Source organism: Planktothrix sp. FACHB-1365 (genome assembly GCF_014697575.1).
In the GTDB taxonomy this organism is placed as follows: domain Bacteria; phylum Cyanobacteriota; class Cyanobacteriia; order Cyanobacteriales; family Microcoleaceae; genus Planktothrix.
Genome location: NZ_JACJSC010000002.1, coordinates 123548 through 138795, shown reverse-complemented (window position 1 = coordinate 138795; position 15248 = coordinate 123548). Strand labels below are relative to the sequence as shown.

Here is a 15248-nt window from a genome sequence, read left to right as displayed (position 1 = left end):
ATTATTCATCAATTTAAACCTTCCACAAAATTCTTTTTGGAAGGGTTTGTTTCCCCCATTGTAGATCAGGGTTAAAAGTGAGGTTTAAACTAGCCCGGCGCGATCGCAAATTAACGCAACAATCGCAGCAAAGGCTGTAATTCCTAAAGCAACCCAAGGACTTTGACCTTGACTTACCGCAAAAGAAGTGGCTACACCCGCGCCTAATGCTGCGGTGACGGCTGATTCTAGGGGATCGCGTTGTGAAGGTTTGGGGTTCATATCTAGGTGAGTAAGATTAAAGCCTGATGTTTGAATGGCTTTAACCCTATCACTTAGACTGAAAAATTTTATTAGTTTTGACTGAAATTGCAATTAAGCTTTAAATTTGGATACTTTTCTTAATCAATTTGTAGAGTTACCCCTGTTCGGTGTTCGGTGTTCGGTGTTCAAGTAGCGCTATAAGAACTATTAAAATTTAAGGGACTATTCCTAATTCAGAATAGCCCCTTAAGCGTTTTTTAGTCATATCAATTAAAAGCATTAAAGCTGCACCCTTATTCACCCAATCTTAATTTAACCTCCGTTCTGGTTGATTAAGATTGACGTTTGCTCAGTCGGCTACCGAGTACAGTTAAACCAACCAACGCTAAACCCGCAAGACTACCCGGTTCAGGAACATCAATTTTACCCTTGAGAGCAACACCGTCATTCCCACATTCTAGGAAAATACTAGCCATATAGTCATAGTTACCATCGGCGAGTCCTAAATCGGATTTATTGAAGCTAAAACCAAAGGTTTGTGTTCCTTGAGCAGTGAAGTGTCCAAAGTCAAGTCCTTGATTTTGTAAGTCTGTAGCAGACCAACTTACAATACCACCTAATTTCGCACCGGAGTCAATCACATTCAGAATTGATGTTGTGTCACCAAAATAATCGTAAGCAGCTTGTTTTGTAGCAATGTCAGTACCTTGGGTGTTGGCTGTATCAAATCCATGATCATAATACTCTTTTAAGCTAATGTAGCCGGAATTTTCACCTGTAACACTTGCACCTGTTACGTTACCATATAGCCCGGTTGTGGCAACGCCGGAGTCATTCATTTCCGCAAAACGAACTCCAAATAAGCTCTTTTGACTGCTAGCATCTGTAAACTTTTTGTTAGTAAAATTTAAGAATAAATCGCCCCAACCAATATTTCCATCAGCCGCTCGACTGTAAGCGTTTCCCGCCAGAGGAGTTCCACCTGTTAAGGCAACAAAGACACTATCGCTGGTTTCTTTAATTGCAATTCCTCTAATATTAAAGGATTCACCGCCAGATCCATCGGTAAAGGAATCTATTCCGTAGTTCCATCCATTATGGAGTTGTCCAGCAACAGCAGGAAGACCGCTTACAGAGACCAAACAAAGACTGGCTACTGTCGTTCCGATTAATTTTTTCAGGGTTGAAGTTTTCATACGTTAACTCCTGGGTGATTAGGGATTGCGCTTTTTTCTTTTCGATAAATACACTATAGTAAATTGTTGTTAAAGGTTTGATGTTGAAAACCCCAAAATTTGTGAAGTCTTTGTAAAAATAAAAAAATCTAGCTGTATCAATTTTTTTACTTTTACTCCCTTAGACAAATTATAGCATTCACCAGACCTATTAGTACAAAGAGTGATGCTGAAAGCTTTACAGTGAAGTCTTTTCGTCTCTGTTCCCTGCTATATCTAAAAATCTAAAATCAAGAGAAAATACTGATAATTTTTCTTGAAATTTAACTTTTCAATAACAAAGATAAATTTTATCCGTGTTATTACGGAGTCAAATTCTGAGTGGTTCAATATTAATAAGTTATCATCTCAAGCTGTCCCTCTCATGGATTAACTTAATGTTAATGTATAGGAAACCCATGAAGGAGGTTAAGAGTTGCGGTTAAATACCCAAATTAAAGGTCAAGGGTTCCCGATTATTTGTTTACATGGACATCCGGGTTCTAGTCAATGTATGTCTGTGTTTACAAACCATCTTTCACAACAATATCTCACTCTAGCACCAGACTTAAGAGGGTATGGAAAAAGTCGCACCCGTCAGCCGTTTGAGATGGAAGATCATTTACAAGATTTAGAAGCACTTTTTCAAAACTTTGATCTGGAGCAATGTGTGATTTTAGGATGGTCATTAGGAGGAATTTTAGCCTTAGAATTAGCATTAAAATTTCCCGAAAACGTTAAGGGTTTAATTTTAATTGCGTCCGCCGCCAGACCTAGAGGAAATCATCCTCCGATTTCTGGGTTAGATTATGTTTATACGGGTTTAGCCGGACTGATTAATTGGGTCTTTCCCAGTTGGCGATGGAATATTGAACTGTTTGGAAAGCGATCGCTATTTCGCTATTTAATTCAACAACATCATGCTATTGCTTACCACTATTTAGCACAAGAAGCCGTTCCCGCTTTTCTGCAAACCTCTGGGTTAGCCACTCAAGCTTTAAATCAAGCCTTAAGATTAAGCTATAATCGTTTAGAACATTTACAACAGATAGACTGTCCTTGTTTAGTTTTAGCGGGAGAATGCGATCGCCATATCACTGCTAAATCCAGTCAAGAAACCGCAGAATATTTACCTTATTCTCAGTTTTATTCTTATCCAAATACTGCCCATTTATTCCCTTGGGAAATTCCTCAAACGGTACTTACGGATATTGATAATTGGCTGACCGAATATCTTCCCCCTAGTCAGTACCATACCAATGTAGGTTAGGTCATAATCGGTAGAGCAATAGATTAAGGCTGTCCAGAGAGAGCCGGAATAATCCATTGTTCAACTCTATTTCCCAAATCTTCTGCAATCGTTAGGGTATTCGGTTTACACCGTTTAATGCTAACTTTAATCCCTTGTGCGCCTTCGGCTTCGAGATCTTCGAGATAACCGAATTGAGACGTTTGAGCTTCTTGTTGGGTCATAAATGGCCCAAAATAGTAGGTGCAGTTTGGGGTTTCTGTCAAAATTTCTACCCAAAACGCGAACCCAAAAGCGTTAAGCCAGCTAATTAGAAGTTCTTTCATATTCATCATCAATGCTGTGGATTCTGAAGTTGTACGAATAAAATTCTGAGAAGGAATTCTAACAGATGAGTTAGAATTTACAGACTAGGTATAAACTTCAACCTAAGTCTTAAAAAACCTTCACATTTTGTTATACTCTGTTGTCTTTATTTTTTCAATCAACTGAGCAGAATCTCTATCTGTGGAAATCAACCCTGATTCCAGAAATTTTAGCCTTAAACAAATCTTTTAATCAATCAGAACACCGGAGCAAGAGTTTCCAAGTGGGGGTTTCAGGTCAAATTTATTCGCAGAAGGAAACAGAACAATTGTTGGGAAACAGACCTGAAAACTCTATCGGCATGAAATCAAGAATAAACGGGGTTATCATTGAATAGTTTATCTGAACAATGATAACCCCAGAGCATCCGTTTATACCTTTTTTCAACTAAAATCGGAAGCTTGAAAATTCCTTTGACGATAAATTTCGTACAGTGCCATTCCGGTTGCAACGGAAACATTTAAACTGGCGGTCTCTCCTGACAAAGGGATCGACACTAAAACATCACAGTTTTGTTCAATTAAATGGCTTAATCCTTCTCCTTCATTGCCGACAACTAATGCGATCGCCCCATTAAATTTTACCGTTGGTAAGGCTTCTGTAGCCGTGGCAGAAGTGCCATAAATCCAAAATCCAGCTGCTTTTAAGTCTTCTAAAGCACGGCTGAGATTGACGACTCTCGTGACGGGAAAGGTTTCTAATGAACCTGCTGCAACTTTCATTACCGTTGAGGTAACACCAACCGCACGGCGTTGAGGCACAATTAAACCTTGAGCACCAATAGCTTCTGCTGTACGAATAATTGCCCCTAAATTGTGGGGATCTTGAATTCCATCAGCAACAATCACAACAGGTTGAGAACTTGCAGCTTGAGCAATTTCGATTAACTCATTCAGGTCTTTATAGGTATAGGGGGAAATTTGAGCCGCTATGCCTTGATGATTAGCGCCTTGGGTAACTTGATCTAAGCGTTGATAGGTGACTTCATTGAGGATGGCACCGTTGGCTTTTGCTGTTTGTAATAATCCGAAAAATCGGGGATCGGATTTGAGTTGAGAAACCACCCAAATTCGACTCAGCGATCGCTCATTTTCTAAAGCCGATTGAACGGTACGTCGTCCATAAATTAACTCATTTTCAACATCAAAAGACTCTACAGATTCATCTGTAAATTCTGGTTTGCTCTCTTCAATAAATCGCTGACTTTTATGAGGAGCAGGTAAAGACTGTCTGTGTGTTTGAGGTTGACGTTCATCTAAGAACTTACTCGGTTTTTCTCGTGTTACTTGTTCAGGTTGGGAACTAGCAAAAGATTCCTTTCTGTCTTGAGAAAATTTCCGATAGTTGTCAGATTGTTCATCTGAAAAGCGGTAGGATTTTCTATCATCAGAGAATCGGGAAGACTTTCTATCATCGGAGAATCGAGAAGGTTTTCTGTCATCCGAAAACCGGGAAGGCTTTCTATCATCAGAGAATCGGGAAGACTTTCTATCATCTGAAAACCGAGAAGGTTTTCTGTCATCCGAAAACCGGGAAGGCTTTCTATCATCAGAGAATCGGGAAGACTTTCTATCATCTGAAAACCGAGAAGGTTTTCTGTCATCGGAGAATCGAGAAGGTTTTCTGTCATCGGAGAATTGGGAAGGCTTTCTGTCATCGGAGAACCGAGAAGACTTTCTATCATCCGAAAATCGGTCAGGTTTTCTGTCATCCGAAAATCGGCTAGGCTTTCTATCATCCGAAAATCGAGAAGGCTTTCTATCATCCGAAAATCGGCTAGGCTTTCTATCATCTGAGAACCGAGAAGAGTTTCTGTCATCCGAAAATCGAGAAGGCTTTCTATCATCGGAGAATCGAGAAGGTTTTCTGTCATCCGAAAATCGAGAAGGCTTTCTATCATCGGAGAATCGGGAAGATTTATTGTTGTCTCGTTCTCCCGATTTAGACCGATTGGATGGTTTTTTAGAAGATCTTGATGGAGAGTTAGAACGACTAAATTTTGGCATAATTCCTTATGAGATTATTTGAGAAACGTTGCTAATTGAAATCAATACTAGAAAAGAAAATGAGCGTGTATGTTCTGATGAGAACCTCTTAATAAAATTTGAACTCTATTACAATAGGATAACTTCACAGTAACCCAATTTCTGATCAAAAATCGTAGATTAGATAACAAGAAATTTACAAACTAACTGGGTTTCTGATTGAAGAATACGGTTGTTGTTCCCAATTAATAGTATCCTCAACTAAGCTTTAGTTTAAGCTGAATATCTGTTCTGAACCTGATTCAATAAGCGACTCTCTCATTCAATTTAATGGTGCTTGATTCCCCAGACCCGATCTTAACAATCAGTTGTTAGAGTAACAGCTTGTGAGTCATTCTCCTTCTTCAGAATCAAGCTCAAGATAATTAAACAATTCCTCTAAACGTTGCGGATTCGTTAAATACAAATACCCAAATAAAGCTTCTAAGCTAGTGGCTTGTTGGTAAGTTTTGGGATCGAGTCTTTTGGGACGTCCAAAAGCTGCATTTCGACCCCGGTTCAAAATTTCTAATTCAGGTTCAGTGAGGTGAGGTTCTAGCGATCGCAAGTGACGAGCTTGGCTTTCTGCACGAACTTGAGACACCACTAACTGATGATACAGATGCGATCGCTTTGGGGGCATCAGATAAAAACTACGAATATACAGTTCATAAACGGCATCTCCTAAATAGGCCCAAGATCCTGGAGAAATCCGTTGAACTTGTTCTGGTGATAGGCTTTGATGAAGCATTTGATCCAGAGGTAGAGACTAACCAGAGGGAACTAGCTAGTCGTTAAAAAATAGTCGTAAAAACCGTTTCACCCTTATCTTATCCCATTGACTCGGCATCCTCACCTGATCGGGGTATAGATACGACCCAATCGACTCTCACACCTAGGCATTTTTCACGTTCTCGATCGCATCGTCTACAGATGGCTGTAAAGAGAGAAACTTTTCCAAGCGAACCAATTTAACAGTTTGAGTTACACGAGGATTGGAAACAATCTGTAAAGTTCCGCCGCTACTTTGCGCTTTTTTCACAAGCTGCACGAGCGCCCCTAATCCCGAACTGTCTACAAAATCTATCTGAGAGAGATCCAATATAATGTGCTTGGGGCCTTTTTCAATATATTTACCCACCACTTTACGAAAGGTGCCTTCTGAGAAAGCATCCATCAATCCAGTGAGGCGGAAGAGTTGATAGTTGTCTTTAGTATCCCGTGTACCCCGAAGGCTCACGGTTAAATTCAGTTGCTCAGGAATGATACCCTCCTAACTACATAGAACTTGACATCGCCGATCCAGTATAAGGGCTTTTTAATAAAATGTCTACTGAATTAGGAGGGACAGAGCCGTTTAATTTTGTTCTTTCTGGTGTTGCATCGCTTGAACAAAACGTTCAAACAAATAGTCAGCATCATGGGGGCCAGGACTGGCTTCCGGGTGATATTGAACGGAAAACAAAGGTAAAGTTTTGTGTTTTAATCCCGCAACGGTACGATCATTCAAATTGAGGTGAGTAATTTGGACATCCTCAGCAATGGTATCAGGATCAATCGCAAACCCATGATTTTGGCTGGTAATTTCAACTTGTTGTTGTGCTAAACCAGCCGGTTGATTTAAGCCACGATGCCCAAATTTTAGCTTAAAGGTTTCTGCCCCCAAGGATAACCCTAAAATTTGATGACCCATACAAATCCCAAACACGGGTTTGTCAGCCTTAACTAAGGCTTTTGTGGTGTTAATCCCTTCGGTAACGGCGGATGGATCACCAGGGCCATTAGATAGGAAAATCCCATCGGGATTGTATTTGAGAATCTCTTCCGGGGAGGTATGAGATGGAACCACAATCACTCGACAGCCATAACTGGCTAACCGCCGCAGAATATTGCGTTTTACCCCAAAGTCTAAGGCGACAACCGTATAACGGGGTTGTTGATTTCCCCCGACGGATTCACTAAACTCCCAAGCGGTTTCCGTAGGTTCTAACCATTCATAGGCTTCTTGGGTTGTAACTTCTTTCACTAAGTTCAACCCGGACATACTAGGAGCTTGTTCGACTAGATTTCGCAGTTCCCCCGGATCTAAAATTTCCGTAGAAATCGCCCCATTCATCGCTCCAACAGTACGGATTTTCCGAGTCAGAGCGCGGGTATCAATTCCGTAAATACCGGGAATATTGTGCTGTTTTAAATAGTCCGGTAAGGACTGAGTAGAACGCCAATTACTCGGACGGTGACAAATATTACGAGCAATAGCCCCTCGGACATGGGGAAAAGCGGATTCTTCATCGTCGGGGTTAACCCCAGTATTGCCTAGCTCTGGATAGGTAAAGGTTACAATTTGTCCACAATAGCTGGGATCAGTCAATACTTCTTGATATCCGGTCATACCCGTATTAAAGACAACTTCCCCAATGACGGTTCCTGGAGCGCCGAATGACCAGCCTGTATAGGTGGTTCCATCAGCCAGGACAAGTAAAGCAGGTTGTGCAGAGGTCAGGGACATTGGATTTGGTCTACCTTTAATCTGAAATCACCTCAATATTATTCCAGACATTCTCTGAACTGGTGCATACATCTTGTCCTGTGTTGTCATTACCTGACTTTAGGGAATAGGGAATTAGGAATTACGAATTAGGAATTACGAATTAGGAATTACGAATGGGCAATAGGGAACAGAGGGAAATTGACTTCCTAATAACTAATTTGGAGGGTGACGGAGGCTCTGACTTGTTGTTCTCCTCCGACAACGGGAGTAGGGGGGGCTGCTGGTGCCATCGCGTCTGCTTTATACATCACAGGCATGGGGACTGGGACACTGGCATTATTAACTTGAATGCCGATAATTTCTCGACGGGTTAAATTCAAGGCGCCTAAAACCGCATTAGCTTGACGTTCGGCTTCTTGGGTGGCGAGTTTTAAAGCTTGTTGTTGAGCGGCGTTAATTTCAGCATCGGAAGCGACGAAACTCACCCCATCAATACGGGTCGCCCCGGCTTTAACAGCATCATCTAATAAACTGCCGACTTTTTCGGTTTTTAATTTGAAACTGACGGTATTGGTGGCAGAATAGCCTGTTAAGCGTTGTTGATCGTTAGTATAACTGTAGGTGGGATTGAGGCGAATTCCGGTGGTTTCGAGTTTCTCAACATTGCGCGATCGCAGTAATTCTATCACCGCATTTGTTCGTCTGGCGGCTTCGGTTTGCACTTCTTCGGCGGTTTTTCCTAAGACTTCAACCCCTAACTGGACTTGGGTTTGGGTGGTTGGGATCATGACTACGCCTTCCCCACTGACGCTTAGGGTTCTAAGCCGTTGTTCTTGGGCAAAAACAGGAGCAATGAAGGGGATGCTAACTAATCCTAAACTTAAGGATAATGCAGTAATCAGGCTCCAAGGATTAATCGAACAAGAAGATTGATTTAAGGGCATTGTGGACGTTCTCTCAAGTGCGAAAGGGGTATAACCATCAGGATAGTCGCTTCTTATGTAGAAGTTGTTTCTACCCTGGCTGTTCCTCGATTTCGCTCAATTATCCTCAAATTCGGGATGATCTTCCGTAGAGACGCGCCATGGCGCGTCTCTACATGGCGCGTTTCTAGTTTTAGGTTAATGAGTTACAAATGATCAACTTGACGCTCTAATTTATCTTGAATATTTTTAGGAATATTACTTAATAAATCTAAACCTGTATTGGCTTCAATATCATCCACAGAAACGCGATAATCTTGCCAATGATTTTTTAAGGAATTTGAATTCGGAATTTGGACAGCAATAACACGGGTATTTTCCGTTATTTTTTGATTGGGTTGATCTAAAATAACAATCACTTTCCAATTCCATCGAGGAACAGTTATATTTCCTTTTGCAATAGTTTGACCTTGACCAGAAACCCCAGCAATAATATACAATTCTTTTCCTTGTTGAGCTAGATCTCGACAGTGTTTTTCTAAATCACTCCAAATGCCTCGATTTAATTCTGGGACTTGGGGAATAATATTAGTTAGAATAAATGTAGCACTATTATGTTCAGGGGTGTTTGTGCGATCTCTAGCGGGAACTAAATGACCTCGATCATAACCTGTTCCCCGATAATCATTGGGTTTAACTTGATACCATCCTGGGGGTAAATTATCATCCGGTCTAAAATTATTTTGACGTTTGACCGTTCCTAACCAAGATTGATTTAATTGCCAACTCACCCAATTAGCTGTTCCAGTTTTGCTATTATAAGATAAAACAAATTCAGGTTTTTCGATCAAAAAATTAGTTGAATTTTGAGGATCAGCCGTTGCTTGACTAGGGTTGCCCAGTTTCAGATGAATATCTGAGGTTGTGGGGGGTTTAAACAGAATTTGACATCCAGTTAATGTTAATACAGCAGCGAATCCTAGATTAAAATTTTGTAAAATATTTAATTTAACTCTATCTTTGGATTTGTTTTTTGTAGAAACAATTTTTAAATTAATCAATAAAGTCATAATAATATTATTCATGGGAATCCTTGGGTTAAAATACTGACATTACTTTTTAATCTATTTTGGTTTGGGTTTGGGTTATTAAACTCAAACCCGATTTTTTAGCCAAAAATATTATAGATCATTTTTCGTTACTTAAAGATTTTGTGAAAAAAGTAAAATTTTATAAAATCGAGAAAAACAGTAGCCATCATAGGATAATAGTGCTACAATCAAGACGGTTTAAAATCCATCGTATAGGAATTTGTAATTCATCTTAGATCAATCGGTATGACTACGCTCAAAAATTACTACAGTACGTTACAAGTTAACCCCACATCGACAGCCGCAGAAATCAAACAAGCCTATCGTCGATTAGCAAAAATCTTTCATCCTGATAGCCAAACCCAATCAGCAGATCATGACCGAATTATTCAAATTAATGCAGCTTATGAAGTATTAAGTGATCCACAAAAACGCCAATCCTATGATCGACAACTGGGTTTAGAAATTAATTCATATTCTAACGGTTTTGAACCCTCGATTTATAAAAAACAACAACAAAAAGCCACAGAAGCCGATGCAGAATTAAACGTCTGGATTAATAAAGTTTATAAACCCATTAATCGTTCGATTAATCAAATTTTAAACCCTCTAAAATCAGAAGTCAATAAATTATCTGCCGATCCCTTTGATGATGAATTAATGGAAGCTTTTCAAGCCTATATAGAATTGTGTAGAAACACTCTCAATAAAGCTCAAAAATTATTCCGCTCTCAAAAAAATCCCTCCCCTGTCGCTGGAGTCGCAGCCCATCTTTATTATACCCTGAATCATTTAGATGATGGACTCAATGAATTAGAAACTTTTACCCTCAATTATGATGATTCTTCTTTACACACAGGTCAAGAATTCTTTAGAATTGCCTCTCGTTTACGTCGAGAAGCTCAAGAAGAAATGAAAAAGATTTCCTAATATCTAAAAAAGTGTTATAGTTTAACCTATATTTTGAGTTTATTGCAACCGTTATGGATACAATAATTTCTTTACCAAATCCCCTAGAATTGCAAATCGACTTAACAGATGAACAGTATTTTCAACTGTGTCAAAATAACCGATACTATAAATTTGAGCGTTCAGCAACAGGAGAATTAATTATTATGTCACCAACGGGGGGTGAAACCGGAAACCGTAACTTTAACCTAGCTGGAGAATTAGCAATATGGAATAAACAAACAAAACTGGGATTAGCATTTGATTCTTCAACGGGTTTTAAACTACCCAATGGTGCTGATCGATCACCGGACTTATCTTGGGTTAAATTAGAACGATGGAATGCGTTAACTCCTGAACAAAAAAAGAAATTTCTGCCACTATGTCCCGATTTTGTGATTGAATTACGTTCAGAAACCGATACTCTCAAAACCCTCCGAGAAAAAATGCAAGAGTATCTGGAAAATGGGACTCAACTCGGTTGGTTAATAGACCCTCAAAATCAGCGCGTCGAAATTTATCGTTTCGGGAAAGAAGTAGAAATTTTACAATCTCCCGTTAATATATCGGGGGAAGATGTTCTTCCTGGGTTTGTATTAGATTTACAAGAAATTTGGAATATCGGTTAAAATATAGAAATACTAAAACTGCTATAATTTAAACAAAACTTTAGTAACCACCATGAGTATGTTAGTTTCAGATGAAATTATAAAAGCCAGTGGCTTATCAGAACAGGAACTTTTATTGGAAATTGTGATGATGCTGTTCCAAAAAGATAAAATTAGCTTAGGAAAAGCAAGTGAATTGCTCGGAATACATCGAATGCAATTTCAGAAATTACTAGCTGATCGGGGTCTTTGTGTTCATTATGATGTAACCGAATTTCAAGAAGATCTCAAAACATTACAGGAAGTTGGTTCGTAATGATAATTGTGAGTAACACTTCGCCTATTTCAAATTTAGCAAAAGTATGGACACAAATCCCCCTGTAGGGGCGAGGCGCGCCTCGCCCCTACGATGAATTGGATTTTAAGACATTTATATAACTGATTTAGACTTACAATAGCAGCAAATGAATAGGTTTATAAATCTGAAAATGTAAACATTAAAAAAACGCAAGATAACATTGGTATCGAGCAGGTATTTAATCATTCTTTGTAAATACACTCACGGCTAAAGGCTTCATCGGTTAAGCTCACACTGGTGTTAGGGAGTTGAGAAATCCAGTCACGGAATTCTATAGCCCGTTGTGTTGGTGTTGCTTTTTGCCATAAGGGAACAAAAGATGATGTTACTTGAGTAGATTGAGATTCCATTAAACTAATGAAATTAGCAACTTTCTTGAGTTGATCTTCATTAAGTTTGTCTAATTCTTGTTTAATTTTTTCTCGTAGCATAACTAATGGTGGGGTAGAATGCTATTGATTATATCCTAAGTTTAGTTCCGTTTAGTTCAGGAAACCGGATTTCTGACCGTTATTGATCGACTGAAACAAGATTTTTTTATTAGACCTAGTTTTTTTGTAAGTTCTGAACAATTTGCGATCGCCTTTGACAATAAAAAGCGATCTTAGTATTTTATTATAAAAATAAACCCAATTTATTTAATAAATCGGGTTTTTGGAGTTAATTTTATTCAACGGAATATTACTATCAATCATTATCTATTAAGACGAAATTCGGTGCCCGGAAAACCTCTCTGACCTGCTAATAGACAGGACTCATAAATATTCGGTGCATTACCGACCCACCGACAAAAATCAGCCCTTCCATCTCCATTGACATCCCGAATTAATCTAGGCATATCTGCGTATCCTGTATCAATTCCTACTCCAGAATTAAACCCAAACTGATTATTGGGATCGAAACCATCATTAGTTGCTAAATGACAAGATAAGAATATTTTAGGTTTATTACCAACAAAACGGCAAAAATCAGGTTTTCCGTCCGCATTTACATCAGCCATCGCTTTAGGAAGATCGTCCCATCCTCTATCCGCACTCATTGGTCCAGCTAGAGATGATTTCATCACGAATATCGAGCTTATCCCTAATATCATTAGGAAGATTATTTGAGTTGTATTTTTCATAGATTTAGTACCTCAAAGATCACTTTTAAGTATTCTTACTTATTATGTTATTCTACCGAGTTAGAGTCTGTCTATGGAGATCAAGTATGCTTTTGTAAGCTATTTTGTTGTGTGTTTTTAGGTTTAAATTTAAAAAATGTTGGAAACTGTTGGCAATTGTTGGAAAATGTTGGGTATAATAGGAATAATCATGACGGTTACGATAGGGTATGACTCTGGACGAAATGTTAAAACTGGCTGATGATTTGGTATTTGCTAAAACAGGTCAACACCTGAATGACTTACAGGAAAAAATTGTAAGGGGAACGATACAAGGAGAGACTTATGAGAAAATAGCAGAAGACTTTCATTGTAATGAAAGCTATGTTAGAGATATTGGATCAAAGTTATGGCATATTTTTTCAGAAGCTTTAGGGGAAGAAGTTAATAAATCGAATTTAAGATCAGTCATGCAGAGGTTACAAGTTTCCCTATTTTCAAATGTTGTACAAGATCATGTTCAAGTTGGTAATATTAACTTTTGTGAAAGAACAAGACATCCACCAGATATACTTAACTCAAACTTTCACTCTCAACAAGCACCAACCCTACATCATGAATTAAGCGAAATGCCAGAGTTAGGTGTTTTTTATGATCGCACTTCTGAACTCGAAACCTTAAAAACCTGGATTTTACAAGAACATTGTCGCTTGATTACGATTACGGGTATTAGTGGAATTGGAAAAACCCAACTAGCAGTTAAACTTTTACAAGAAATTAAAAATGATTTTGAATATATTTTGTGGTATAATTTAGAAAATTACTCTACTTTTCCTGAATTTCAAGCCGAATTATTTCAATTATTTGAGCAACAAACAGAACAGGAATCAAGTGCAAAAAATGGCAACCGTTTAAAACTGATAAAATCTTTACAAAATCATCGCTGTTTAATTGTTATTGATAATCTGCATTATCTTTTTTGTCCGGGTGAATTAGCTGGACAATATCAACTCCAACATCAAGAATTTTGCTCTTTATTTAAAAAAATACAAGAATTAACCCATCAAAGTTGTTTTCTCCTCATCGGTTGGGAACAACCTAGAGAATTAGCGGAAATCAGACGCTCAAATTGGGGATATAAAACGATAACGATTAGGGGATTAAAAACAACAGCTATAGCAGAGTTTTTTCGAGATCAAGAATTGGGAGAAGATGAGAAATTAATCAATATAATTCATCAATATCAAGGAAATCCCTTATGGTTAAATATAATAGTCAATTGTATCCTAGATCTCGAAGATGTTATTCAAAAAATTATCGAAAATAATACTATTTTTTTACCCCAAAGTCTAAAAGATAATTTACAACAGCAATTTAATCGTTTATCTGTTCTGGAAAAACAAGTAATGTTAGAATTAGTTCAAGATGAGAAACCTGTAAATTTAGCCCAACTTTTGCAAAAGGGACAAATTCATTCCTCAGATTTACTCAACGTTTTACAATCTCTATTCAGACGGTGTTGGTTAGAAAAGCAAGACCATTTTTATTGTTTACCTGCTGTTATCCGGCAATACATAATAGACCAGAATCATTGATAGTGAAGATTTTAATTCAATTAAAGTTGAAATTGTCATCAAAAAAGTTTAGAATAAATTTACATAACTTAACAACAGCAATCTGGCTTGCATTTTATGGAATGCGTGATCACTCGTCGGGCGCAATTTTCCGCTAGTCATCGGTATTGGTTGCCCGAATTGAGCGCCACCGAGAATATTGAGCGATTTGGCCCCGCATCCCGCGCCCCTGGACACGGACATAACTATGTTTTGTATGTGTCAATGGTGGGAGAACTCGATGAATATGGCATGGTATTAAACCTGTCCGATGTCAAACACACCCTGAAACAGGAAGTTACCGACCATTTAGACTTCGCCCATCTTAATGATGTTTGGCCGGAATTTCAGCAAACCCTACCCACTACGGAAGCTCTAGCACGGGCAATTTGGCATCGGTTAGCCCCCCATCTTCCCCTAACGAATATTCAACTATTTGAACATCCTGAACTCTGGGCAGACTATCAAGGAAACGGCATGGAAGCTTATCTAACCATTAGTACACATTTTAGCGCCGCCCATCGGCTGGCTCATCCCGACCTCAGTTTTGAGGAAAATTGCGAAATTTATGGCAAATGTGCCCGTCCTAACGGTCATGGTCATAATTATCATTTAGAAGTCACGGTGAAAGGAGAAATTGATCCTCGCACGGGGATGATTGTAGACTTAGAAGGGTTACAAAAAGCCATTGATGATTATGTGGTAGAACCCTTTGATCATACGTTTTTAAATAAAGATATTCCCCATTTTGTTAAAGTTGTGCCAACGGCTGAAAATATTGCGGTTCATATTCGAGATTTATTGCAAAATCCCATTCAAGAATTAGGGGCAAAATTGCATAAAGTTAAATTGATTGAAAGTCCGAATAATTCCTGTGAAGTCTATTGTACAAATACAGAATCTGAGTCTAAACCTCTTCAGATTAAACAGCCTGTATTAGCTAATGTTTAACAGGGGGTTGAAAACTCAAGCAACCCGGTTTTTAGTCATCATCTCTTGGGAAAATCAGGAGTTTTGG

At 38.6% G+C, this 15248-nt stretch carries 18 protein-coding genes; 6 read left to right on the top strand and 12 right to left on the bottom strand.

The genetic code is table 11. The annotated features are described in order from the left end of the window. Positions 1–84 precede the first annotated feature (84 nt). Complete coding sequence (locus H6G57_RS04875) at positions 85–261, bottom strand: hypothetical protein (protein WP_186440354.1); 177 nt, start codon at positions 259–261, stop codon at positions 85–87. Between the two features lie 314 nt (positions 262–575). Further along, positions 576–1439: an XDD3 family exosortase-dependent surface protein gene (locus tag H6G57_RS04870; protein WP_190516501.1), complete on the bottom strand. Its 864-nt coding sequence runs from the start codon at positions 1437–1439 to the stop codon at positions 576–578. Between the two features lie 454 nt (positions 1440–1893). Here H6G57_RS04870 and H6G57_RS04865 point away from each other — a divergent pair, with 454 nt between their 5' ends. Beyond that, positions 1894–2727 carry an alpha/beta fold hydrolase gene (locus tag H6G57_RS04865; RefSeq protein WP_242048870.1) on the top strand — a complete coding sequence of 278 codons (834 nt, stop codon included), beginning with the start codon at positions 1894–1896 and terminating at the stop codon, positions 2725–2727. 23 nt (positions 2728–2750) lie between these two features. Here the strand turns inward: H6G57_RS04865 and H6G57_RS04860 are convergent, their stop codons facing one another. The 8 genes from H6G57_RS04860 to H6G57_RS04825 form a co-directional block, all read right to left on the bottom strand. Continuing rightward, the gene (locus H6G57_RS04860) at positions 2751–3032 is read right to left on the bottom strand and encodes a DUF1816 domain-containing protein (RefSeq protein ID WP_190516499.1); all 282 of its coding nucleotides are present in this window, start codon (positions 3030–3032) and stop codon (positions 2751–2753) included. A gap of 423 nt (positions 3033–3455) precedes the next feature. Further along, positions 3456–4199 (bottom strand): 23S rRNA (guanosine(2251)-2'-O)-methyltransferase RlmB, encoded by a 744-nt coding sequence (gene rlmB / locus H6G57_RS04855; RefSeq protein WP_375539506.1) that lies wholly within the window; start codon positions 4197–4199, stop codon positions 3456–3458. 155 nt (positions 4200–4354) lie between these two features. Then, the gene (locus H6G57_RS04850) at positions 4355–4972 is read right to left on the bottom strand and encodes a DUF4573 domain-containing protein (protein ID WP_190516830.1); all 618 of its coding nucleotides are present in this window, start codon (positions 4970–4972) and stop codon (positions 4355–4357) included. A gap of 476 nt (positions 4973–5448) precedes the next feature. Then, positions 5449–5847, bottom strand: a complete 399-nt coding sequence (locus H6G57_RS04845; RefSeq protein ID WP_190516497.1) for a Mini-ribonuclease 3 — start codon at positions 5845–5847, stop codon at positions 5449–5451. A gap of 144 nt (positions 5848–5991) precedes the next feature. Beyond that, complete coding sequence (locus H6G57_RS04840; RefSeq protein WP_072722175.1) at positions 5992–6348, bottom strand: STAS domain-containing protein; 357 nt, start codon at positions 6346–6348, stop codon at positions 5992–5994. A gap of 105 nt (positions 6349–6453) precedes the next feature. Beyond that, positions 6454–7605, bottom strand: coding sequence for a glutamine-hydrolyzing carbamoyl-phosphate synthase small subunit (gene carA, locus H6G57_RS04835; RefSeq protein ID WP_190516496.1), 1152 nt, complete (start codon positions 7603–7605; stop codon positions 6454–6456). A gap of 188 nt (positions 7606–7793) precedes the next feature. Then, positions 7794–8531: an SIMPL domain-containing protein gene (locus H6G57_RS04830; protein ID WP_190516494.1), complete on the bottom strand. Its 738-nt coding sequence runs from the start codon at positions 8529–8531 to the stop codon at positions 7794–7796. Positions 8532–8716: 185 nt separating this feature from the next. Next, complete coding sequence (locus H6G57_RS04825) at positions 8717–9595, bottom strand: DNA/RNA non-specific endonuclease (RefSeq protein WP_242048869.1); 879 nt, start codon at positions 9593–9595, stop codon at positions 8717–8719. 252 nt (positions 9596–9847) lie between these two features. On the opposite strand from H6G57_RS04825, the gene H6G57_RS04820 reads away from it, so the two are divergent. From H6G57_RS04820 to H6G57_RS04810, 3 genes are read left to right on the top strand one after another with little or no spacing between them, the layout of a single operon-like run. Then, positions 9848–10531 (top strand): J domain-containing protein, encoded by a 684-nt coding sequence (locus H6G57_RS04820; RefSeq protein ID WP_190516493.1) that lies wholly within the window; start codon positions 9848–9850, stop codon positions 10529–10531. Positions 10532–10584: 53 nt separating this feature from the next. Continuing rightward, the gene (locus H6G57_RS04815) at positions 10585–11178 is read left to right on the top strand and encodes a Uma2 family endonuclease (protein WP_190516491.1); all 594 of its coding nucleotides are present in this window, start codon (positions 10585–10587) and stop codon (positions 11176–11178) included. A gap of 52 nt (positions 11179–11230) precedes the next feature. Then, positions 11231–11473, top strand: coding sequence for a UPF0175 family protein (locus H6G57_RS04810; protein ID WP_190516489.1), 243 nt, complete (start codon positions 11231–11233; stop codon positions 11471–11473). Positions 11474–11697: 224 nt separating this feature from the next. On the opposite strand, the gene H6G57_RS04805 is transcribed toward H6G57_RS04810, so the two are convergent. Next, a complete protein-coding gene (locus tag H6G57_RS04805; protein WP_190516488.1) occupies positions 11698–11946 on the bottom strand; it encodes a hypothetical protein in 249 nt (82 codons plus the stop codon). Between the two features lie 263 nt (positions 11947–12209). Further along, positions 12210–12638, bottom strand: a complete 429-nt coding sequence (locus H6G57_RS04800; RefSeq protein WP_190516486.1) for a VCBS repeat-containing protein — start codon at positions 12636–12638, stop codon at positions 12210–12212. A gap of 209 nt (positions 12639–12847) precedes the next feature. On the opposite strand from H6G57_RS04800, the gene H6G57_RS04795 reads away from it, so the two are divergent. Together H6G57_RS04795 and H6G57_RS04790 are read left to right on the top strand one after the other, a co-directional pair. Then, positions 12848–14212 carry an AAA family ATPase gene (locus H6G57_RS04795; RefSeq protein WP_190516485.1) on the top strand — a complete coding sequence of 455 codons (1365 nt, stop codon included), beginning with the start codon at positions 12848–12850 and terminating at the stop codon, positions 14210–14212. 96 nt (positions 14213–14308) lie between these two features. Continuing rightward, entirely contained in the window at positions 14309–15181 is an 873-nt protein-coding gene (locus H6G57_RS04790) for a 6-carboxytetrahydropterin synthase (protein ID WP_190516483.1), read from the top strand. The last annotated feature ends 67 nt before the right edge of the window (positions 15182–15248 follow it).

Coding starts and splice junctions, on each gene's coding strand:
- H6G57_RS04875 (WP_186440354.1), bottom strand. CDS start 261: ATGAACCCCAAACCTTCACAACGCGATCCCCTAGAATCAGCCGTCACC.
- H6G57_RS04870 (WP_190516501.1), bottom strand. CDS start 1,439: ATGAAAACTTCAACCCTGAAAAAATTAATCGGAACGACAGTAGCCAGT.
- H6G57_RS04860 (WP_190516499.1), bottom strand. CDS start 3,032: ATGAAAGAACTTCTAATTAGCTGGCTTAACGCTTTTGGGTTCGCGTTT.
- H6G57_RS04850 (WP_190516830.1), bottom strand. CDS start 4,972: ATGATAGAAAGCCTTCTCGATTTTCGGATGACAGAAAACCTTCTCGAT.
- H6G57_RS04845 (WP_190516497.1), bottom strand. CDS start 5,847: ATGCTTCATCAAAGCCTATCACCAGAACAAGTTCAACGGATTTCTCCA.
- carA (WP_190516496.1), bottom strand. CDS start 7,605: ATGTCCCTGACCTCTGCACAACCTGCTTTACTTGTCCTGGCTGATGGA.
- H6G57_RS04830 (WP_190516494.1), bottom strand. CDS start 8,531: ATGCCCTTAAATCAATCTTCTTGTTCGATTAATCCTTGGAGCCTGATT.
- H6G57_RS04825 (WP_242048869.1), bottom strand. CDS start 9,595: ATGAATAATATTATTATGACTTTATTGATTAATTTAAAAATTGTTTCT.
- H6G57_RS04820 (WP_190516493.1), top strand. CDS start 9,848: ATGACTACGCTCAAAAATTACTACAGTACGTTACAAGTTAACCCCACA.
- H6G57_RS04815 (WP_190516491.1), top strand. CDS start 10,585: ATGGATACAATAATTTCTTTACCAAATCCCCTAGAATTGCAAATCGAC.
- H6G57_RS04810 (WP_190516489.1), top strand. CDS start 11,231: ATGAGTATGTTAGTTTCAGATGAAATTATAAAAGCCAGTGGCTTATCA.
- H6G57_RS04805 (WP_190516488.1), bottom strand. CDS start 11,946: ATGCTACGAGAAAAAATTAAACAAGAATTAGACAAACTTAATGAAGAT.
- H6G57_RS04800 (WP_190516486.1), bottom strand. CDS start 12,638: ATGAAAAATACAACTCAAATAATCTTCCTAATGATATTAGGGATAAGC.
- H6G57_RS04795 (WP_190516485.1), top strand. CDS start 12,848: ATGACTCTGGACGAAATGTTAAAACTGGCTGATGATTTGGTATTTGCT.
- H6G57_RS04790 (WP_190516483.1), top strand. CDS start 14,309: ATGGAATGCGTGATCACTCGTCGGGCGCAATTTTCCGCTAGTCATCGG.